The organism is Pseudomonas sp. C2B4 (genome assembly GCF_013359695.1).
In the GTDB taxonomy this organism is placed as follows: Bacteria; Pseudomonadota; Gammaproteobacteria; order Pseudomonadales; family Pseudomonadaceae; genus Aquipseudomonas.
Map to the genome: position 1 here is coordinate 61,042 of NZ_JABFMU010000029.1, position 17,009 is coordinate 78,050.

The 17,009-nt window shown below is 59.5% G+C and carries 11 protein-coding genes, 2 pseudogenes and 1 riboswitch; of the genes and pseudogenes, 6 read left to right on the forward strand and 7 right to left on the reverse strand.

Going from position 1 to position 17,009, the window contains the following annotated elements; translation table 11 throughout:
* Positions 1-11: 11 nt before the first annotated feature.
* Positions 12-1,298, reverse strand: a pseudogene (locus HNQ83_RS31690) (HAMP domain-containing protein); the annotation flags it as partial.
* Between the two features lie 271 nt (positions 1,299-1,569).
* Between HNQ83_RS31690 and HNQ83_RS18585 the strand changes: the two are divergent.
* On the forward strand, positions 1,570-2,385 hold the full coding sequence (locus HNQ83_RS18585) for a M48 family metallopeptidase (protein ID WP_175390277.1): 816 nt from the start codon (positions 1,570-1,572) through the stop codon (positions 2,383-2,385).
* Between the two features lie 130 nt (positions 2,386-2,515).
* Here HNQ83_RS18585 and HNQ83_RS18590 read toward each other — a convergent pair whose 3' ends face one another.
* The 3 genes from HNQ83_RS18590 to HNQ83_RS18600 all read right to left on the reverse strand — a co-directional run bounded on the left by HNQ83_RS18590 (position 2,516) and on the right by HNQ83_RS18600 (position 5,351).
* A complete protein-coding gene (locus HNQ83_RS18590) occupies positions 2,516-3,100 on the reverse strand; it encodes a TMEM165/GDT1 family protein (protein ID WP_057398025.1) in 585 nt (194 codons plus the stop codon).
* Positions 3,101-3,190: 90 nt separating this feature from the next.
* A riboswitch (yybP-ykoY riboswitch) is annotated at positions 3,191-3,313 on the reverse strand.
* Between the two features lie 40 nt (positions 3,314-3,353).
* Entirely contained in the window at positions 3,354-4,352 is a 999-nt protein-coding gene (locus HNQ83_RS18595; RefSeq protein WP_175390278.1) for a class I SAM-dependent methyltransferase, read from the reverse strand.
* 33 nt (positions 4,353-4,385) lie between these two features.
* Positions 4,386-5,351 (reverse strand): 2-hydroxyacid dehydrogenase, encoded by a 966-nt coding sequence (locus HNQ83_RS18600; RefSeq protein ID WP_175390279.1) that lies wholly within the window; start codon positions 5,349-5,351, stop codon positions 4,386-4,388.
* A gap of 91 nt (positions 5,352-5,442) precedes the next feature.
* Between HNQ83_RS18600 and HNQ83_RS18605 the strand changes: the two genes are divergently transcribed.
* Complete coding sequence (locus tag HNQ83_RS18605; protein ID WP_175390280.1) at positions 5,443-6,072, forward strand: LysE family translocator; 630 nt, start codon at positions 5,443-5,445, stop codon at positions 6,070-6,072.
* A 57-nt stretch (positions 6,073-6,129) separates the two neighbouring features.
* Here HNQ83_RS18605 and HNQ83_RS18610 read toward each other — a convergent pair whose 3' ends face one another.
* Entirely contained in the window at positions 6,130-6,753 is a 624-nt protein-coding gene (locus HNQ83_RS18610; RefSeq protein WP_175390281.1) for a CatB-related O-acetyltransferase, read from the reverse strand.
* A 45-nt stretch (positions 6,754-6,798) separates the two neighbouring features.
* Positions 6,799-7,692: a glycosyltransferase family 2 protein gene (locus HNQ83_RS18615; RefSeq protein ID WP_175390282.1), complete on the reverse strand. Its 894-nt coding sequence runs from the start codon at positions 7,690-7,692 to the stop codon at positions 6,799-6,801.
* 310 nt (positions 7,693-8,002) lie between these two features.
* Between HNQ83_RS18615 and HNQ83_RS18620 the strand changes: the two genes are divergently transcribed.
* The 4 genes from HNQ83_RS18620 (at position 8,003) to HNQ83_RS18635 (ending at position 16,368) form a co-directional block, all read left to right on the forward strand.
* A complete protein-coding gene (locus tag HNQ83_RS18620; protein ID WP_175390283.1) occupies positions 8,003-9,685 on the forward strand; it encodes a fatty acid--CoA ligase in 1,683 nt (560 codons plus the stop codon).
* Between the two features lie 338 nt (positions 9,686-10,023).
* A complete protein-coding gene (locus tag HNQ83_RS18625; protein ID WP_175390284.1) occupies positions 10,024-11,910 on the forward strand; it encodes a DUF1302 domain-containing protein in 1,887 nt (628 codons plus the stop codon).
* Between the two features lie 28 nt (positions 11,911-11,938).
* Positions 11,939-13,303, forward strand: a complete 1,365-nt coding sequence (locus tag HNQ83_RS18630; RefSeq protein WP_175390285.1) for a DUF1329 domain-containing protein — start codon at positions 11,939-11,941, stop codon at positions 13,301-13,303.
* 326 nt (positions 13,304-13,629) lie between these two features.
* Positions 13,630-16,368 carry a LuxR C-terminal-related transcriptional regulator gene (locus tag HNQ83_RS18635; protein WP_175390286.1) on the forward strand — a complete coding sequence of 913 codons (2,739 nt, stop codon included), beginning with the start codon at positions 13,630-13,632 and terminating at the stop codon, positions 16,366-16,368.
* 108 nt (positions 16,369-16,476) lie between these two features.
* On the opposite strand, the pseudogene HNQ83_RS18640 reads toward HNQ83_RS18635, so the two are convergent.
* Positions 16,477-17,009: pseudogene (locus HNQ83_RS18640) on the reverse strand (calcium-binding protein); the annotation flags it as partial.

Genomic DNA, 17,009 nt, shown 5'->3' on the forward strand with positions numbered 1-17,009 from the left:
GCCTGCAACTTGGCCAGGAAGGTGTTGAAACCCTTGGCAATCGAGCCCAGTTCGTCGGAACGGTCGCTGGTCAGGCGACGCGTCAGGTCGCCTTCGCCTTGCGCGATGTCGTCGAGCATGGCGACCATTTGCTTGAGTGGGCGGGCAATGCCGTGGCCAACCAGCCAGATCACCAGCAAGCCGATACCGGCAATCAGCAGGCCGACCATGGCCATGCCGAAGGTGTCGGATTTGCGCTGGGTGTTCAGGTCGGCCTGAAGCTTTTGCAGGTCCGCCATCACCGCGTTCAGCGGCAGTTGCAGCATCAAGGTCCAGCGGGCGTCGGTCTGGCCGATGCCGAAAGGCAGGTACAGCTCGATCCGGCCCTGTGCCTTGTCGACGGTGTAAGTGACTTCGCCGCGCTTGAGATTGGCCATGTTGGCAATCTGCTTGGCGTCGAGGATGTCGCTGACCTTCTCGCCGAATTTGCTCGGATCCTTGGTGTAGGCAACGATCCGGCCATTACCGCCGATCAGGGCCATTTCTCCGGCACCGCTGTAGAGCTTCTGGTTGGCGCCCAGGAGCATTTCCTGGATGAAGTTCACCGACAGGTCTGCGCCAACGATGCCCTGGAAGGCGCCGTTGAGCATGATCGGTTCAATGAAGGAGGCGAGCATGACGATTTTGTCGCCGACCTTGTAGGGCGCCGGATCGATCACGCAGGATTTTTTGGTTTCCTTTGAGCACAGGTAGTACTCGCTGGCGCGCACGCCGGTGGACAAGGTTTTCTGGTCGTCCACATCCACCAGTTTATCCAGGCCCAGGCTGCCGTCTTCGTTGCGGAACCACCAGGGCAGGAAGCGCCCGTTGCTGGCGTCGATACCCACGACCTGGGTGCCGATGTAGGCCGCATCGTTGTGATCGAGTGCGTCTTTTTCCCAGCCGATGTAGGTGCCGAGGATTTTCGGGTTCTTGGCCACGTTTTCCTTGATCAGGCCGATCAATTGCTCGCGGCTGAGGCTCAGCGCCGGCTGGCCATCGGCCCCCGGTGTGCCGATCAGCGCGTTCACCCGTACCAGTCCGCCGGCAATCAGCAGTGGCGCTTCGAGTTCACGCTGAATCTGGCTGACCTGGGTCTGCGCCAATGATGTCAGGCGTTGTTCGATGACTTGCTCGAATTGCGCCTGGGTCCGCTCCTGGACCATGTCTTGTGTCCGGGCGCCGGAAAACAGCGCGTAGACCACCAACGCTGCCACGACGCTTAGGACAATGGCGCCTGCAAGGGCTGCCACGGAAAACTGTATTGACTTGAATTTCATGGGTGCTCCGCACGCAAAAGGTCGTCTGCGGAGGTGTATCGGCAAGGAATTCGAGGGGCATTAGCGGGGGCTGAGGAAATGACTGTTTTTGCGTGCTCGATGTCGTAATTGAATCATCGCAGGCCGTTATTGGCCGTGGTTCGCGCTGGTTTGTGAATTTTTTCCTACGACGATGAGAGCTTTGTCAGAAAAGCGCGTCATAGGATCGTTGTATCTGGCGCCGATACATTTCCACGCCTAGGATACGGAGATGTTTTCAGGGAGTTTTTTGATGAACAAGATATTGGTTTTGTGTGGTCTGAGCGCAAGCCTGCTGCTCGCTGGCTGCCAATCGGTGAATACCACCAGCGCTGGCGCTGTCGGTGTTGAGCGCAAACAGTACATGTTCAGTATGTTGTCCTCGGAAGAGGTCAATCAGATGTACTCCCAGTCTTATACGAAGACAGTGGGTGAAGCGACCAACAAAGGCGTGCTGGACAAGACCAGCAGCGATGCCAAGCGCGTTCAGGTCATTGCTGACCGGCTCATTGCCCAAGCGCCGAATTTCCGTCCGGATGCGGCCCAGTGGAAATGGGAAGTCAATCTGATCAAGAGCGACGAACTCAATGCCAACTGCGGTCCTGGCGGCAAGATCTTCGTGTACACGGGGCTGATCGACAGTCTGAAACTCACCGACGATGAGCTGGCCGCGGTCATGGGCCATGAAATCGCCCACGCCTTGCGCGAGCACGGTCGTGAAGCGATGTCCAAGGCTTACGGGATCGAAATGGCCAAGCAGGGCGCCGGTGCCTTGCTCGGTCTGGGCCAGGATAGCCTGGCGCTGGCGGACGCCGTGGCCAACTATGGCATGACGTTGCCCAACAGTCGTTCCAATGAAAACGAAGCCGATCTGATCGGTCTCGAACTGGCCGCCCGCGCCGGCTACAACCCGAACGCCGCGATCACCCTGTGGGACAAAATGAGCAAGGCCAGCGAAGGTGCTCCACCGGAGTTCCTCAGCACGCACCCGTCTTCCAGCAGCCGGACAGCTTCGTTGCAGGCAGCGATTCCGAAGGTGATGCCGCTTTACGAGCAGGCCAAGAAATAGTTATGTGGCGTACCCGCTGACGCCTTTGCGAGCAGGCTCGCTCCCACATGGGTCTTGTGATCGACACCAATCTCTGTGGGAACGAGCCTGCTCGCGAAGAACGATGACGCGGTGTTACTGACCTACCGCGTCAAACCCACCCACTGCTCTGCATCGCCTTGTACACCGCCACGATCGCCAGGATGAAGAACGCCGACGCCGCCAGTCGACGGATCAGCGTCAGTGGCAGTTTGTCCGCGGCAAAGTTACCCGCCAGCACCACCGGTACGTTGGCAATCAACATCCCCGCTGTCGTGCCGATGATCACCAGCCACAATTCCGGATACTGGGCAGCGAGCATCACGGTTGCGATCTGGGTCTTGTCACCGATCTCTGCAAGGAAAAACGCTATCAGCGTGGTCAGGAATGGCCCGAACTTGCGGGCGGTGCTGGCTTCGTCGTCATCCATCTTGTCCGGCACGAGGGTCCACAGGGCGGTCGCTGCGAAGCTCGCCGCGAGGATCCAGTGCAGCAGCGTGTCCGAAAAGAAACTGCCGACCCAGGCGCCGACCGCACCGGCTGCCGCATGGTTGGCCAGGGTCGCGGCAACGATGCCGGCGATGATCGGCCACGGTTTGCGGAAGCGTGCAGCGAGAATGAGCGCGAGCAGTTGCGTCTTGTCGCCGATTTCGGCCAAGGCAACGATTGCGGTGGGAACGAGTAGTGAATCCAGCATCAGGGGTTTTCCTAAGGGGCGGGTCGACACGGCTATGACACGTACAGCCTTCCCGCCCCGGGTAAGGTGTTCGTGTCATAGGTCTTGTCAAACCCTGCGATCCGTCTGATGCGGACGCTTGGGTCGCATGCGCCATGGTCTGAGGACCAAGTATGTTGACGCATGCCGGACGAGCATGGCGCTCGTGGGAGACTACTCCCCTAGGACGGAGCGGATTCTGCCTTCGCAAATCCGATTGGGCAAGTACAAATTTTCAGCCGCGCTTGGCGCGATAGATTCTGAAGCCCTGTCCTTCGGCCTTGATCGAACAGGCACCAAGGTGCTCTTCGATCAGCGGTTGATACTTCAGGAAACTATTGGCCACCAAGCGCAGTTCGCCGCCATTTTTCAGATGTTTGGCCGCTTTTCGCAGCAAGTTCTCCGTGGCGTAATAGTCGGTGTGAACCCCGACATGGAACGGCGGATTGCTCAGGATTGCGTTCAAACCCATGGGGGCGGCGTCGATGCCGTCACCGGTAATCACTTCGGCTTCCAGACCATTGGCGGCCAGGGTCAGACGGCTGCTGGCGGCGGCAAACGCATCGACGTCCAGCAAAGTGACCTGGTTGTGCGGGTAGCGACGTTTTACCGCAGCCCCCAACACGCCGGCGCCGCAACCGAAATCGAGCAAGTGACCGCTTGGCAGTTTGTCCAAATGCTCAAGCAGTAGCGCGCTGCCGCGGTCCAGTCGGCCATGGCTGAATACACCCGGCAGGCTGATCACCTTGAGCGGGCCTTCGGCCAGGGGCAGTTCGTATTCCTGAGCGAGGCTTTCCAGCGGTTTGGCTTGCGGGGCGTTGGCCACGGTGACCTGCCAGAGCTGGCAATGCCGTGCGCTGTCGAGCTTGCGCGGCTTGCCGAACGGGTTCAGTTGTTTGGCCGCGCCTTCGATTCCGCTTTTTTTCTCGCCGACCAGGAACACCTCGCGACCTTCCAGGCGTGAAGCCACCGCGTTGAGGATGTAATCGGTCAGATCCCTGGATTTGGGCAGAAACACCACGGCTGATTCGAATTCGAACGCCGGCGCGTTCACGCCAAAATCGCTACGGCCGGCAAAGCGTGCCTCCAGCGCTGCCTGATCGCCGGCATGCCAGCACCAGCCGCGCGCGGCGGGCAGGCGGCCAAGCAGATCGTCGGCGGGCAAACCGGCCAACAGCACTGCACCCTGGAATAATTCAGCCTGACGAAGCAGTACTTCACTGCGCGGATCCATAACTGCTCCTGTGAAAAAAAGTGCCGCAGTTTATCAACTGACGACCCGCAGTGCCTTACCGCTGAAGTATCCCAGGGCGTTTTCGGTCACCTGGCCAACGATTCGCTGACGCGCTTCGCGACTGCCCCAGGCGTTGTGCGGGGTGACGATCAGGCGTGGGATATCGTGGGCCAGCAATGGGTTGCCATTGACTGGTGGCTCCACGCTCAACACGTCGGTGGCGGCACCGCCCAGATGACCGTTGCGCAAGGCATCGGCCAGCGCTTGCTCGTCGATCAGGCCGCCACGGGCGGTGTTGACCACGAACGCGCCGGGCTTCATCGAGGCCAGTTCGCGGGCGCCGATGAAATGCCGGGTGTGTTCGTTGAGTGGGCAGTGCAGGGTCAGTGCGTCGATCTGCGGGAGTAGCTCGTCCAGCGGCAAACGGTCGGGACGGGCAGGGCGGCCGGGAATCTGGCCCAGCAGCACGCGCATGCCGAAGGCTTCGGCCAGTCGTGCGACCGCGCCGCCCAGTTCGCCGTGACCGAGCAAACCGAGGGTTTTGCCTTCCAGTTCCACAATCGGGTAGTCCAGCAGGCAGAACTGTTTGGCCTGCTGCCAGCGACCCTCACCGACGGCTTTCTGATAATCAGCCAGGCGCGTCGCCAGGTTGAGCAACAGCATGATCGTATGTTGGGCCACGGATGGCGTGCCATAACCCTGGCAGTTGCACACCGTAATACCGTGGGCGCGGGCAGCCGCGAGGTCGACGTTGTTGGTGCCGGTGGCGGTGATCAGAATCAGTTTCAGTTCGGGGCTGGCGGCAATGGCGGCGGCATCGATCAGGATCTTGTTGGTGATGGCGACAGTGGCGCCCTTGAGATGTTCGATCACTTGATCGGGCAAAGTCTGGGCGAACAATTGCAATTCGCTGAAGCACCCGCGCAACGGACTGAGATCGAGATCGCCCAGATCCAGGGAGGGGTGGTCGAGGAAAACGGCGCGGCGAATGTTCGTCATCAACTGTACCTTTTGTGCAATGAACTGAAGGCGTAATCTGCCCAGCCTACCAGATGAAATAAATAGTTACGCTTGGCCTGAAGGAGCCCTCATGTACTGGACCGAGTTCTTGACCGTCGCCCTGATTCACCTGCTGGCCGTGGCCAGCCCCGGCCCGGACTTTGCCGTGGTGGTACGTGAAAGCGTGACCCACGGTCGTCGCGCCGGCACCTGGACCGCGCTGGGCGTCGGCACGGCGATTTTCCTGCATGTGGGTTATTCGCTGTTGGGGATCGGCTTGATCGTTTCCCAGTCGATCATGTTGTTCAATGCGCTGAAATGGGCGGCAGCCGCTTACCTGCTGTACATCGGCTTCAAGGCGCTGCGGGCGCAGCCAGCCAAGGCTGTGGCTGACGATCTGCACAAGGAAGCAGGCGAGCGCACGGCCCGCGGTGCATTCACCTCAGGTTTCGTGACCAATGGACTGAACCCGAAAGCCACGTTGTTCTTTCTGTCGCTGTTCACCGTGGTAATCAACCCGCACACACCGCTGACGGTGCAGGCCGGTTACGGGATTTACCTGGCGGTGGCGACGGCGACCTGGTTCTGCCTGGTCGCCATGCTGTTCAGCCAGCAGCGCGTGCGCGCCGGTTTCGCCCGCATGGGCCACTGGTTCGACCGGACCATGGGTGCCGTGTTGATCGCGATCGGCGTGAAGCTCGCGTTTACCGAGATGCATTGAGTCTTTTCAGCCTCGGCCGCGGCACGATCCGTCGCGGCCGGCATTGGGGGGATTAGTTTACGTCGACTGGCGTTGGCGGGCGTATTTCAGAAAACCGTCCATATCGCTGCTGCTCAGCATCCGTGACGCGGCTTTGACTTCCTCCATGGGCCAGTCCCACCACGCGGATGCGAGCAATTCAGTGCGCACCTCTTCCTCGAATCGCCAGCGAATCTGTCGGCAGGGGTTGCCGCCGACAATTGCATAGGGTTCGACGTCACGGGTCACCACGGCGCCTGCGGCAACCACTGCGCCATGACCAATGGTCACGCCGGACAGGATCAGGGCGTTGGCGCAGATCCAGCAGTCGCTGCCGATCACGACATCGCCCTTGGTCGGGCTGCAGCCGGGAATGTCCTGGGCTTCGTCAATCATCAAGGGAAAAGGGTAGGTGCTGACCCAGTCGGTGCGATGGCCGCCGCCCAACAGAATCTTCACGCCTTCGGCAATCGAGGTGTATGAGCCGACCTTCAGAATCGTATCGTCGCCGAACTCCACGACTTCCGGGATGCCGTAGGTGCCCACGCCAATTTCATATCGAGGGTAGCGTAAGCGGATTTTCTCCGGTGCCCTTTGCAGTTTTTCCAGGCGCTTCAAGTGCTTTCTGGTTTTTCGTTCTTTGAGTTTTTCGAGAAATTTCATTGGATGGCCTGGAAAACGGGAATATTCGCAACGGGTAGCCGGTGTTTAGCGATGTAGCATCAGTCGCTTCATACGCTTGAAACTGGTTCGATTCATGTGTCGCAAAGGAATGGAGCGCAGCAGCTTCCAGGCTTCCTTCTTGTCTTCGACCACCGCGTATTTAAGGGCCTTGTTCACCAATTGGGTGCGCGCGCTCTGGTAAGCGGGATGACTTGCGTACGGCTCGATGGCCTCAAGGTCTGCCTGTAGCAACACCTTGTATTTTCTCGACAGATTGTTGGCATGTCGGCGGTAACGAGTCACGCAAACCGGCAATTCATGGATCTCATAACCCGAGCGGGCAATCCGCAGGGTCATCTGGAAATCCTGGACTCGCAGGTGGGGGGCATAGAAGCCGGCACTGCGCATCGCACTCATGCGATAGAGCGCAACAGGAGCGCCGATTACGACGGCCTGGCTGAGAATCTGATCGAAGTTGTATGTGTGGGTGCGATCGCGCTGTTGTTGCTTGATGGTGTTGCCATCGCTGTCCATGTAGACGATCAGCGCCCCGACACAACCGACGTTCGGATGTTTGTTCAGGTAATCGGTCCGAATGCGCAGGGACTCCGGCAGCATGATGTCGTCCAGATCGGGCGTCGAGACGTACTCGCCCTTGGCGTACCGCAAGCCGTGATTGAGTGCCGCACTCACGCCCTGGTTCGGTTGCGAGTACAGCTGGAAGTCATAGGTTTTCTGCAGTTGCTTGAGCATGGCGACGCTGTTGTCGCTGGACCCGTCGTCGACAATGATCACTTCAAAGTTCGGGTATTCCTGGCCGAAGATGCTATGGATAGCCTGTTCCAGATACTTTTCCGCGTTGTAGCAAGGTGCCACGATTGAAACCAGGGGCGCTTGCGCCTTGGCGTGATCTGCCGGGGAAGTTGATTGAGTGTTCATTGTTGATTGCAGTACCGATTGCTATACAAGATATGCCTTGTAACCGTGTCCGACGTCGAGGGGCAGGCAGCAGGCAACCCAACGAAGGTTGTCGGCCTGAGGACCCATTGTATCGGCAAAGATACATAGGCTCGCACGAAAGGCGTTGCGTCATCCATCACAACATTGTGTTTAACAGTTAACGGATGATGGCGCAACGCTAGTATTTATGCGGCTCTGCAAATCATTCCTTTGGCTGATTTGGCTGGCGATCAGGGGCACTACAGTGCTTACTTTCAGCCACGACCGTGCAGTCAGAAAAGGGATTCTTATGTTGCAGACACGCGTTATCCCCCCAGCCGAAGGCGCTTACCAGTATCCGCTGCTGATCAAACGGCTGCTGATGTCCGGTACGCGATATGAGAAAACCCGCGAGATCGTCTACCGCGACCAGTTGCGGTATAGCTACCCGACCCTGATCGAACGGGTCGCACGACTGGCCAACGTATTGACGGCGGCCGGGGTCAAGCCCGGTGACACCGTGGCGGTCATGGATTGGGACAGTCATCGTTATCTGGAATGCATGTTTGCCATTCCAATGATCGGCGCCGTGATCCACACCATCAACGTGCGCCTGTCGCCGGAGCAGATCCTCTACACCATGAACCACGCCGAGGACCGCTACGTGCTGGTCAACAGTGAGTTCGTGGGGCTGTACAACGCGATTGCCGGGCACCTGACCACCGTCGAGAAAACCCTGCTGCTGACCGACCTGCCAGAAAAGACCGCAGACTTGCCCAATCTCATCGGCGAGTACGAGCAGTTGCTGGCAGCCGCGAGCCCGCAGTACGACTTCCAGGACTTCGACGAAAACTCGGTCGCGACCACCTTCTATACCACCGGTACTACCGGCAATCCCAAAGGTGTGTATTTCACCCATCGGCAACTGGTGCTGCACACCATGGGTGTGTCGACCATCATGGGCGCCATCGACAGCGTGCGCCTACTGGGCACCAATGACGTGTACATGCCGATCACCCCGATGTTCCACGTGCATGCCTGGGGCCTGCCGTATGTGGCGACCATGCTCGGGCTCAAGCAGGTTTATCCCGGTCGCTACGACCCGGAGTTTCTGGTGGAGTTGTGGCGCAAGGAAAAGGTCTCTTTTTCGCACTGTGTGCCGACCATCCTGCAAATGGTCCTCAACGCCAAGGCCTCGCAAAACATCGACTTTGGTGGCTGGAAAATCGTCATCGGGGGCAGTGCGCTCAATCGGGCGCTGTACGAAGCGGCCAAGGCCAAAGGTATTCAACTGACCGCCGCTTACGGCATGTCGGAAACCGGGCCGCTGGTGTCGTGCGCGCACCTCAATGACGAGTTGATGGCCGGAACCGAAGACGAGCGGACCACCTACCGGATCAAGGCTGGTGTGCCGGGGCCATTGGTGGAGGCGGCCATCGTCGACACCGACGGAAACTTCTTGCCCGCCGACGGTGAGACCCAGGGCGAGTTGGTGTTACGAGCGCCCTGGCTGACCGAGGGGTATTTCAACGAACCGCAGAAAGGCGCCGAGCTCTGGGCCGGCGGCTGGTTGCACACCGGTGACGTGGCGACCCTGGACAGCATGGGCGTGATCGACATTCGCGACCGGATCAAGGACGTGATCAAGACCGGTGGCGAGTGGATCTCCTCCCTGGACCTCGAAGACCTGATCAGTCGCCACGTAGCGGTACGCGAAGTAGCAGTGGTGGGCATCGCCGATCCACAGTGGGGCGAGCGGCCATTTGCCTTGCTGGTGCTGCGTGAAGGCCATGAGATCGGGGCCCGGGAACTCAAGGAGCACCTCAAGCCGTTCGTGGAATTGGGGCACCTGAGCAAGTGGGCCATCCCGAGCCAGATCGCCCTTGTTACTGAAATTCCCAAGACCAGTGTCGGCAAACTCGACAAGAAGAAAATTCGCCTCGACATCACCGAATGGCAAGCCACCAACAGCACCTTCCTTTCGACGCTTTAAGCCTCCTTTGGCGTGCCCGAAAAGGCACGCCAGCCCCACCAAGCAAGCGCTTGGCTTGTCAAATCTGAAATATGAGCCATCCTTGCCGGGCCGACGGGTGTCGGCCTGGCGAAAGGACTGTTCCAGAGTGGCTGGCAGGTGCAAATCACACTTTAGAGGGATCAAGCACTACTACCTGCTGGCTATAGTCCGCTCAAGGATTTTTAAGAACGGGGCAAACGCACAAACCGGGGCGATGCAACTTTGGAATGACTTTGGGAAGCCTTGGCTCCCTGTTATCCAAGCGTTTTTAAAAGTGCTCACTGCCATAACAATAAAATGCACATGGAGTAGCGTCGATGACATCAGTAAACCAGTTCTGGCGCCGGGCTAAGCTGCCTTTGGCCGTCAGTCTTGCCTCCACGCTCGCCGGGCCTGCATTCGGCGTCAGTTTCAACGTTGGTGAAATCGAAGGTCAGTTCGACTCTTCCCTGTCGATCGGCGCCAGTTGGTCTACTGAAAGCGCCAACAAGAACCTCATCGGCGTCAACAACGGCGGCCGCGGCCTGTCCCAGACTTCCGATGACGGTCACTTGAACTTCGAAAGCGGTAAAACCTTTTCGAAGATCTTCAAGGGTATTCATGACCTTGAGTTGAAGTACGGCGACACCGGCGTTTTCGTCCGTGGCAAATACTGGTACGACTTCGAACTCAAGGACGAAAGCCGTCCGTTCAAGGACATCAGCGACGACAACCGCAAGGAAGGCGCCAAATCCGCCGGCGGCCAGATCCTCGATGCCTTCGTCTATCACAACTACTCCATTGCCGATCAGCCGGGCTCCGTGCGTCTGGGCAAGCAAGTCGTGAGCTGGGGTGAAAGTACTTTCATCGGCAGCGGCATCAACTCGATCAACCCGATCGACGTCTCCGCGTTCCGTCGCCCAGGTGCCGAGATCAAGGAAGGCCTGATCCCGGTCAACATGTTCTATGTGTCCCAGAGTCTCACCGATAATCTTTCGGCCGACGCTTTCTACCAGATCGAGTGGGACCAGACGGTCGTCGATAACTGCGGCACCTTTTTCTCCCAGCCTGACATCGTTGCCGATGGTTGCGACAACAACCTGCGCGTGCTGAACAGCCGCTCGACGATTCCTGCCGCCGCACTGCCGACGCTGACCGCTTTGGGTGTCGATGCCAACAACGAAGGTGTGCTGGTGCGCCGTGGTCCGGACCGCGATGCGCGGGACAGCGGACAGTGGGGCGCGTCCCTCAAATACATGTTCGATCCGCTGGACACCGAGTTCGGTGCCTATTTCATGAACTACCACAGCCGTGCGCCGATCTTCAGCGCCACCGGCGCTCCAGCCTCGACCTTCGCCAGGGTAGCAGCCCTTCCTGCGCAACTACGCGCCTTGGCACCCTTGGTTGTCGCAGGCAACTCGAGCTACTTCATCGAGTATCCCGAAGACATCCGTCTTTACGGCTTGAGCTTCTCCACCACCTTGCCTACGGGTACGGCGTGGAGCGGTGAGATCAGCTACCGTCCGAACGCGCCGGTGCAGCTCAACTCCACCGACATCCTGTTCGCCGGTGTACGCCCTCTGGGTGGCGCGCTGACCAACGCTTCGCTGCTTTCGGCCCCACCAGGCTCGGACCTGCACGGTTACCGCCGCAAGGAAGTGACCCAGTTCCAGACCACCCTGACGCACTTCTTCGATCAGGTCATGGGCGCCAGTCGTCTGACCCTGGTGGGCGAAGTGGGCGTGACCCACGTCGGCGGCCTGGAAAGCACTTCTGACGTTCGTTATGGCCGTGATCCGGTCTACGGTCCAGGCGAGCTGCCGGCTACCGGCGGCCAGAACACCTGTATTGCGCTCAACCAGAGCACGATCAACGGTGCCGGTCCAGGTACACCGACCAACAACCTCAGCCGCAATTGCAACGACGAAGGCTTTACCACGGCGACTTCGTGGGGCTATCGCGGTCGTGCGATCTGGGAATACAACGACGTCTTCGCCGGTGTGAACCTCAAGCCGAACGTGGCCTGGTCCCACGACGTGGAAGGTTACTCGCCGGGTCCTGGCGGCAACTTCGAGGAAGGTCGCAAAGCGGTCAGCCTGGGCGTCGATGCCGAATACCAGAACACCTACACCGCAAGCCTGGCATACACCAACTTCTTCGACGGCAAGTACACCACCGTGGATGACCGCGACTTCGTTGCGCTCAGCTTCGGCGTGAACTTCTAAGCACTGTATTTTCAGGACGAGTACACACATGAAAATAACAAAGAGTCTGTTCCACGCCGGCGTCCTGGGGCTTTCCCTGCTGGCGACCAGCGTCATGGCAGCGGTCCCGGCGGCCGAAGCGGATAAATTGGGCAAGAGCCTGACCCCGATGGGCGCCGAGGCGGCGGGTAACGCCGACGGTTCGATCCCGGCCTGGAAACCGATGCCGAAAAATGCCGGTACCGTCGACAGCAAGGGCTTCCTGTCCGATCCGTACGCCAGTGAAAAACCGTTGTTCACCATCACGGCGCAGAACGTCGATCAGTACAAGGACAAGCTCGCACCGGGTCAGTACGCGATGTTCAAGCGCTACCCGGAAACCTACAAGATGCCGGTCTACCCGTCCCATCGCGGCGCCACCGTGCCGGATGACGTGTTCGCCGCCATCAAGAAAAACGCCACCAATACGGAGCTGGTCTCCGGTGGCAACGGGCTGAAAAACTTCGAAACCGCAGTGCCGTTCCCGATTCCGAAAAGCGGTGTCGAGGTTATCTGGAACCACATCACCCGCTATCGCGGTGGCAGCGTGACCCGTCTGGTGACCCAGGCCACGCCGCAGCCGAACGGCTCGTTCAGCCTGGTGTACTTCCAGGATCAGTTCGTGTTCCGCGACAAGATGAAGGACTACGATCCGGCGAACCCGGGCAACATCCTGTTCTACTTCAAACAGAAAGTGACCGCCCCGGCACGTCTGGCCGGTGGTGTGCTGTTGGTGCACGAGACCCTCGACCAGGTCGCGGAACCACGCTCGGCGTGGGTTTACAACGCCGGTCAGCGTCGCGTGCGTCGTGCTCCACAAGTGTCCTATGACGGCCCGGGTACCGCTGCCGACGGCCTGCGTACCTCCGACAACCTGGACATGTACAACGGTGCACCGGATCGTTACGACTGGAAGCTCGAAGGCAAGAAAGAGATGTACATCGCATCCGATGCCTACAAGCTCGATGATCCGAAGCTCAAGTACGGCGACATCATCAAGGCCGGCCACATCAACCAGGATCTGGCTCGCTACGAGCTGCGCCGGGTCTGGCATGTGGTGGCAACCTTGAAGGAAGGTCAGCGTCACATCTACGCCAAGCGTGACTTCTACATCGATGAAGACACCTGGCAGGCAGCGGTGATCGACCACTACGACGGTCGTAACCAGCTCTGGCGTGTGGCGGAAGCTCATGCCCAGAACTATTACAACGTCCAGGTACCGTGGTACACCCTGGAAGCTCTGTACGACCTGCAATCGGGTCGTTACCTGGCGCTGGGTATGAAGAACGAAGAGAAGTCGGCGTATGACTTCGGCTTCACCGCTACCACCGCGGACTTCACGCCGAACGCCTTGCGTCAGGACGGTATCCGTTAACCCATAGCAACCAAGGTCGCATCCTCTCGAAACGCCCCGACTGGTTCGGGGCGTTTTTTTTGGGGGATCGAAACGGTCCCATCGTAGGAGCGAGCCTGCTCGCGATAGTCGTCAACGATATCGCGTAAAACCTGACACCCCGCGGAGCCCTCGGGTTTTTCGCGAGCGGGCTCGCTCCTACGGTTGGCACGAGTACTTTTTGTTTAAACATGGGTTCGTAGACTTTTTGTAGCCATTTGTAGCAATTACCTTCATTCCCTTCTCGTTTACCGCTAGTCTGCGGACATCTGCAACGCCGCCACCCGTATTTCAAACAAGAGCCGGCCATGACTGATCTGTCCCCACCACCAGGTCCTGCAAGCGTCGCTGTCGCCGCGCTGGACGGGCGCTTTTTTCGACCGCCATTGCCCGACGGCCATGTGCTGCGCCCGCGATTGTGCGAGCGTCTGAGTGCGGGGCTCGGTGGCAGATTGCTGCTGGTCAGCGCACCGGCGGGGTTCGGCAAGAGTTCGTTGGCGGTGGAGTTTTGTCAGTCGTTGCCGGCTCATTGGCAGAGCCTCTGGCTTGGGTTGAGTCCGCGAGACAGCGACCCGGGTCGATTCCTCGAGCGTTTGCTCGAAGGCCTTCAGGACTACTATCCGCAACTGGGCAGGCAGTCCCTCGGGCTGCTGAAGATGCGCCAGCGCCACCAACCGTTTGCCTTCGAAGAATGGTTGGACGGACTGCTCGACGAACTGGCCGTACACCTGTCGACGGCAACGCCATTGTTGCTGGTCCTGGATGACTATCATCTGGCCCAGGGACCGGTGCTCGATCGCTGCCTGCAATTTTTCCTCAACCACCTTCCCGATGGTTTGCTGGTGATGGTCACCAGCCGTCAACGTCCTGATTGGCATCTGGCACGACTGCGCCTGTCACGGCAACTGCTGGAGCTGCACGAACAGGACCTGCGCCTGACCCACGATGAGGCCTTGAGCCTGCTTGATCGGCACAGCAGCTCCTTGCGTGGCGAGGCGCTGGAAAACCTGATCCAGCGCAGTGAAGGCTGGGTGGCCGGGCTGCGCTTCTGGTTGCTGGCGGCGTCGGAAGCGGGCTCGCAAGGCGCTTTGCCCCAAGCGCTTCACGGTGGGGAAGGCCTGATTCGCGATTACCTGCTTGAAGAAGTGATCGATTGCCTGCCCGCCGAGGTGCAAGCGTTCCTCTACGACACAGCCCCCCAGGAGCGTTTCTGCAGCGAGTTGTGCGACGCCGTCCGGGACGCCCATGACAGCGCCGAGATCCTGCGCTTTCTGGCGGCTCACCAGGTATTCCTGGTGCCGCTGGACGAGCATGGGCACTGGTATCGCTATCACCATCTGTTTTCCGATCTGCTGCGCTCGCGGCCTGCCGTCCAGTCGATGGTGCCGGCCGCCAGTCTGCACCTGCGCGCCTGTCGCTGGTTCAATGCCCAGGGGCTGCTCGATGAAGCGGTAGAACAGGCCTTGCGTGCCGGGCATCTGGATGTTGCAGCGAACCTGGTGCAAAACCTGTCGGAAGAACAACTGTTGGCCGAGCAGAATGTTGGTATGTTGCTGCGCTGGAAAATGGACTTGCCCGACAGCCTGCTGATCAGCACGCCTCGGCTGATCGTGCTCTACAGCTGGGCGCTGGGACTGGCCTGCCAACTCGACGCCGCCGAAGAGCTGGCCAGTCATTTGAGCCGCTTCCTGCCTGCCCCTTCCGCCACCGCGCAAAAGTCGATGCTGGCGCAATGGCTGGCCTTGAGCGGGATCATCGCTCGCGGGCGCGGAAACCGTGAACTCACGCTGCGATATTGCACCGAAGCGCTGGAAAGCCTTCCGTGCAAGCGTTACGGCCAGCGGTTGATGTGTCTTTCAACCTTGTCCAACCTGGCCATTGCCGACGGTGACTTGTGGCGCGCGCGTGGGTTGAACCGTGACTCCCTGGAGCTGGCGCAAAGGGTCGGCAATCCATTGTTTGAAGCACTGGCCCACTACGACCGTGCACGTGTGCTGCAGGCACGAGGGGAAATCCTCCGTTCGCTGGAGGAGGTCCGGCAGGGGCTGCAACGCCTGCAAGGGCTGTCACCGCAGCGACTCTATGCCGTACGCGCGCGGCTGACGTTGTACGAAGGTTTCCTGTTGGCGCTACGCCTGCAGCCACAAGCGGCGCGGGTGCGCTTGCAGGTCGGTTTGAGCGAGGCGCGCGCCTGTCGCGACATCAGCGTGTTGATCGGCCACTGCGTGATCGCTCGGCTTGAAGGCAGCAGTGGCGAGTTCGCCAAGGCCTTCTCCGAACTGGCCGAAGCCGAACGGCTGATGCATATCTGGGACGTGCCACCTATTTACTATCTGGCGATGATCACGCTGGTCAAATGCGAGCTGTGGCTGGCCCAGGGGCGTATCGACCTGGCGGAAGCCTGGCTGGCGCGGCTGGGGCAGACCTACAACGGTGGACACCCGGCAGCCCCACCGGAATTCCATCCACAATTACCCCTGCATATCGAACTGCAGCAGGCCTTGCTGGAGGTCATTCAGGGTCAACCGATGCTGGCCGAGGGGCGTTTGAATGCCTTGCTCGAACAGGGTCAGCAGACCGGCCGGCAGCTGCTCAGTGCGATGGCGCTGACTCAGAAAATCTCCTTGTTGCTGGGTAGCGGACGCGAACCCGAAGCGCGCAAGGCATTGAGTCAGGCGCTGGACGCTGCGGCAGGTGGCGTATTGCAACCGTTTGACGGATTGTTGGCCGAGCACCCGGACTGGCTGCGCGGACAACTGCAAAGCTGTGCGCAGACGACCGTGTCCCAGGACCTTGTCGAAAAACTGCCCGCGCTGGCCACCAGGCCTGCGCTGGAGTCTGCTCCCGCTGCCGAGCAACTCAGCTCTCGGGAAATGGCCGTCCTGCGACTGATAGCCCAGGGCTGTTCGAACCAGGAAATCAGTGATCAGCTGTTTATCTCACTGCACACGGTCAAGACACATGCCAGTCACATCAACAGCAAGCTGGGGGTTGAACGGCGTACACAAGCAGTCGCAAGGGCCAAAGAGTTGGGAGTGTTGAGTTAACGGACGTCCAGGCTCGATCTCAAAGTAGAACGCCCCGAACTTGTCGGGGCGTTTTTGTTTGTTCAGTCCGCCCTCCAGGAAAACGGAACTGATTTTTCGATGAAAACGTCAGGCGACCAGATCGTTGGCACTGAACGTATTGACACCGACCAGTTGAATTTCGAAGTCCGCGCCGGCGTTGCCGCTGACATTACCCGAGAGTACGTGATCCACAAAGCGCAGTTGTCCTGCTCCGGTGAAGTCGTTGGCACCAATGAAGGTAAAGCCGTTCATGCCATCCAGCAGAAGGTTCGCATCGAATTTAGTCAGGTCGATTTTATCGCCTTGCAGGCTGCTGAAGTCGGTGATTACGTCACGCAAGTTACCAACGCCCGACTCATTCCAGGCGTTGAATGCAAACAGGTCAGCGCCAGCGCCGCCTGCCAGCGTGTCGGTACCCAACCCACCAATCAGGACATCATTTCCGAGCCCACCCTCCAGGCTGTCGGCGCCGAGGCCACCGTCAAGAATGTTGTTGCCATCATTGCCGACAACCCGATTGTTTACGGCGTTGCCGGTACCGTTGAGGTTGGCGGAACCGGTGAGAAGCAGGTTCTCGACGTTGGCGCCCAGGGTGTAGTCGATGGACGAGAACACCCGGT

Excerpts from the sequence above, each read along its gene's own strand:
- HNQ83_RS18585 (WP_175390277.1), top strand. The coding sequence starts at position 1,570 with ATGAACAAGATATTGGTTTTGTGTGGTCTGAGCGCAAGCCTGCTGCTC.
- HNQ83_RS18590 (WP_057398025.1), bottom strand. The coding sequence starts at position 3,100 with ATGCTGGATTCACTACTCGTTCCCACCGCAATCGTTGCCTTGGCCGAA.
- HNQ83_RS18595 (WP_175390278.1), bottom strand. The coding sequence starts at position 4,352 with ATGGATCCGCGCAGTGAAGTACTGCTTCGTCAGGCTGAATTATTCCAG.
- HNQ83_RS18600 (WP_175390279.1), bottom strand. The coding sequence starts at position 5,351 with ATGACGAACATTCGCCGCGCCGTTTTCCTCGACCACCCCTCCCTGGAT.
- HNQ83_RS18605 (WP_175390280.1), top strand. The coding sequence starts at position 5,443 with ATGTACTGGACCGAGTTCTTGACCGTCGCCCTGATTCACCTGCTGGCC.
- HNQ83_RS18610 (WP_175390281.1), bottom strand. The coding sequence starts at position 6,753 with ATGAAATTTCTCGAAAAACTCAAAGAACGAAAAACCAGAAAGCACTTG.
- HNQ83_RS18615 (WP_175390282.1), bottom strand. The coding sequence starts at position 7,692 with ATGAACACTCAATCAACTTCCCCGGCAGATCACGCCAAGGCGCAAGCG.
- HNQ83_RS18620 (WP_175390283.1), top strand. The coding sequence starts at position 8,003 with ATGTTGCAGACACGCGTTATCCCCCCAGCCGAAGGCGCTTACCAGTAT.
- HNQ83_RS18625 (WP_175390284.1), top strand. The coding sequence starts at position 10,024 with ATGACATCAGTAAACCAGTTCTGGCGCCGGGCTAAGCTGCCTTTGGCC.
- HNQ83_RS18630 (WP_175390285.1), top strand. The coding sequence starts at position 11,939 with ATGAAAATAACAAAGAGTCTGTTCCACGCCGGCGTCCTGGGGCTTTCC.
- HNQ83_RS18635 (WP_175390286.1), top strand. The coding sequence starts at position 13,630 with ATGACTGATCTGTCCCCACCACCAGGTCCTGCAAGCGTCGCTGTCGCC.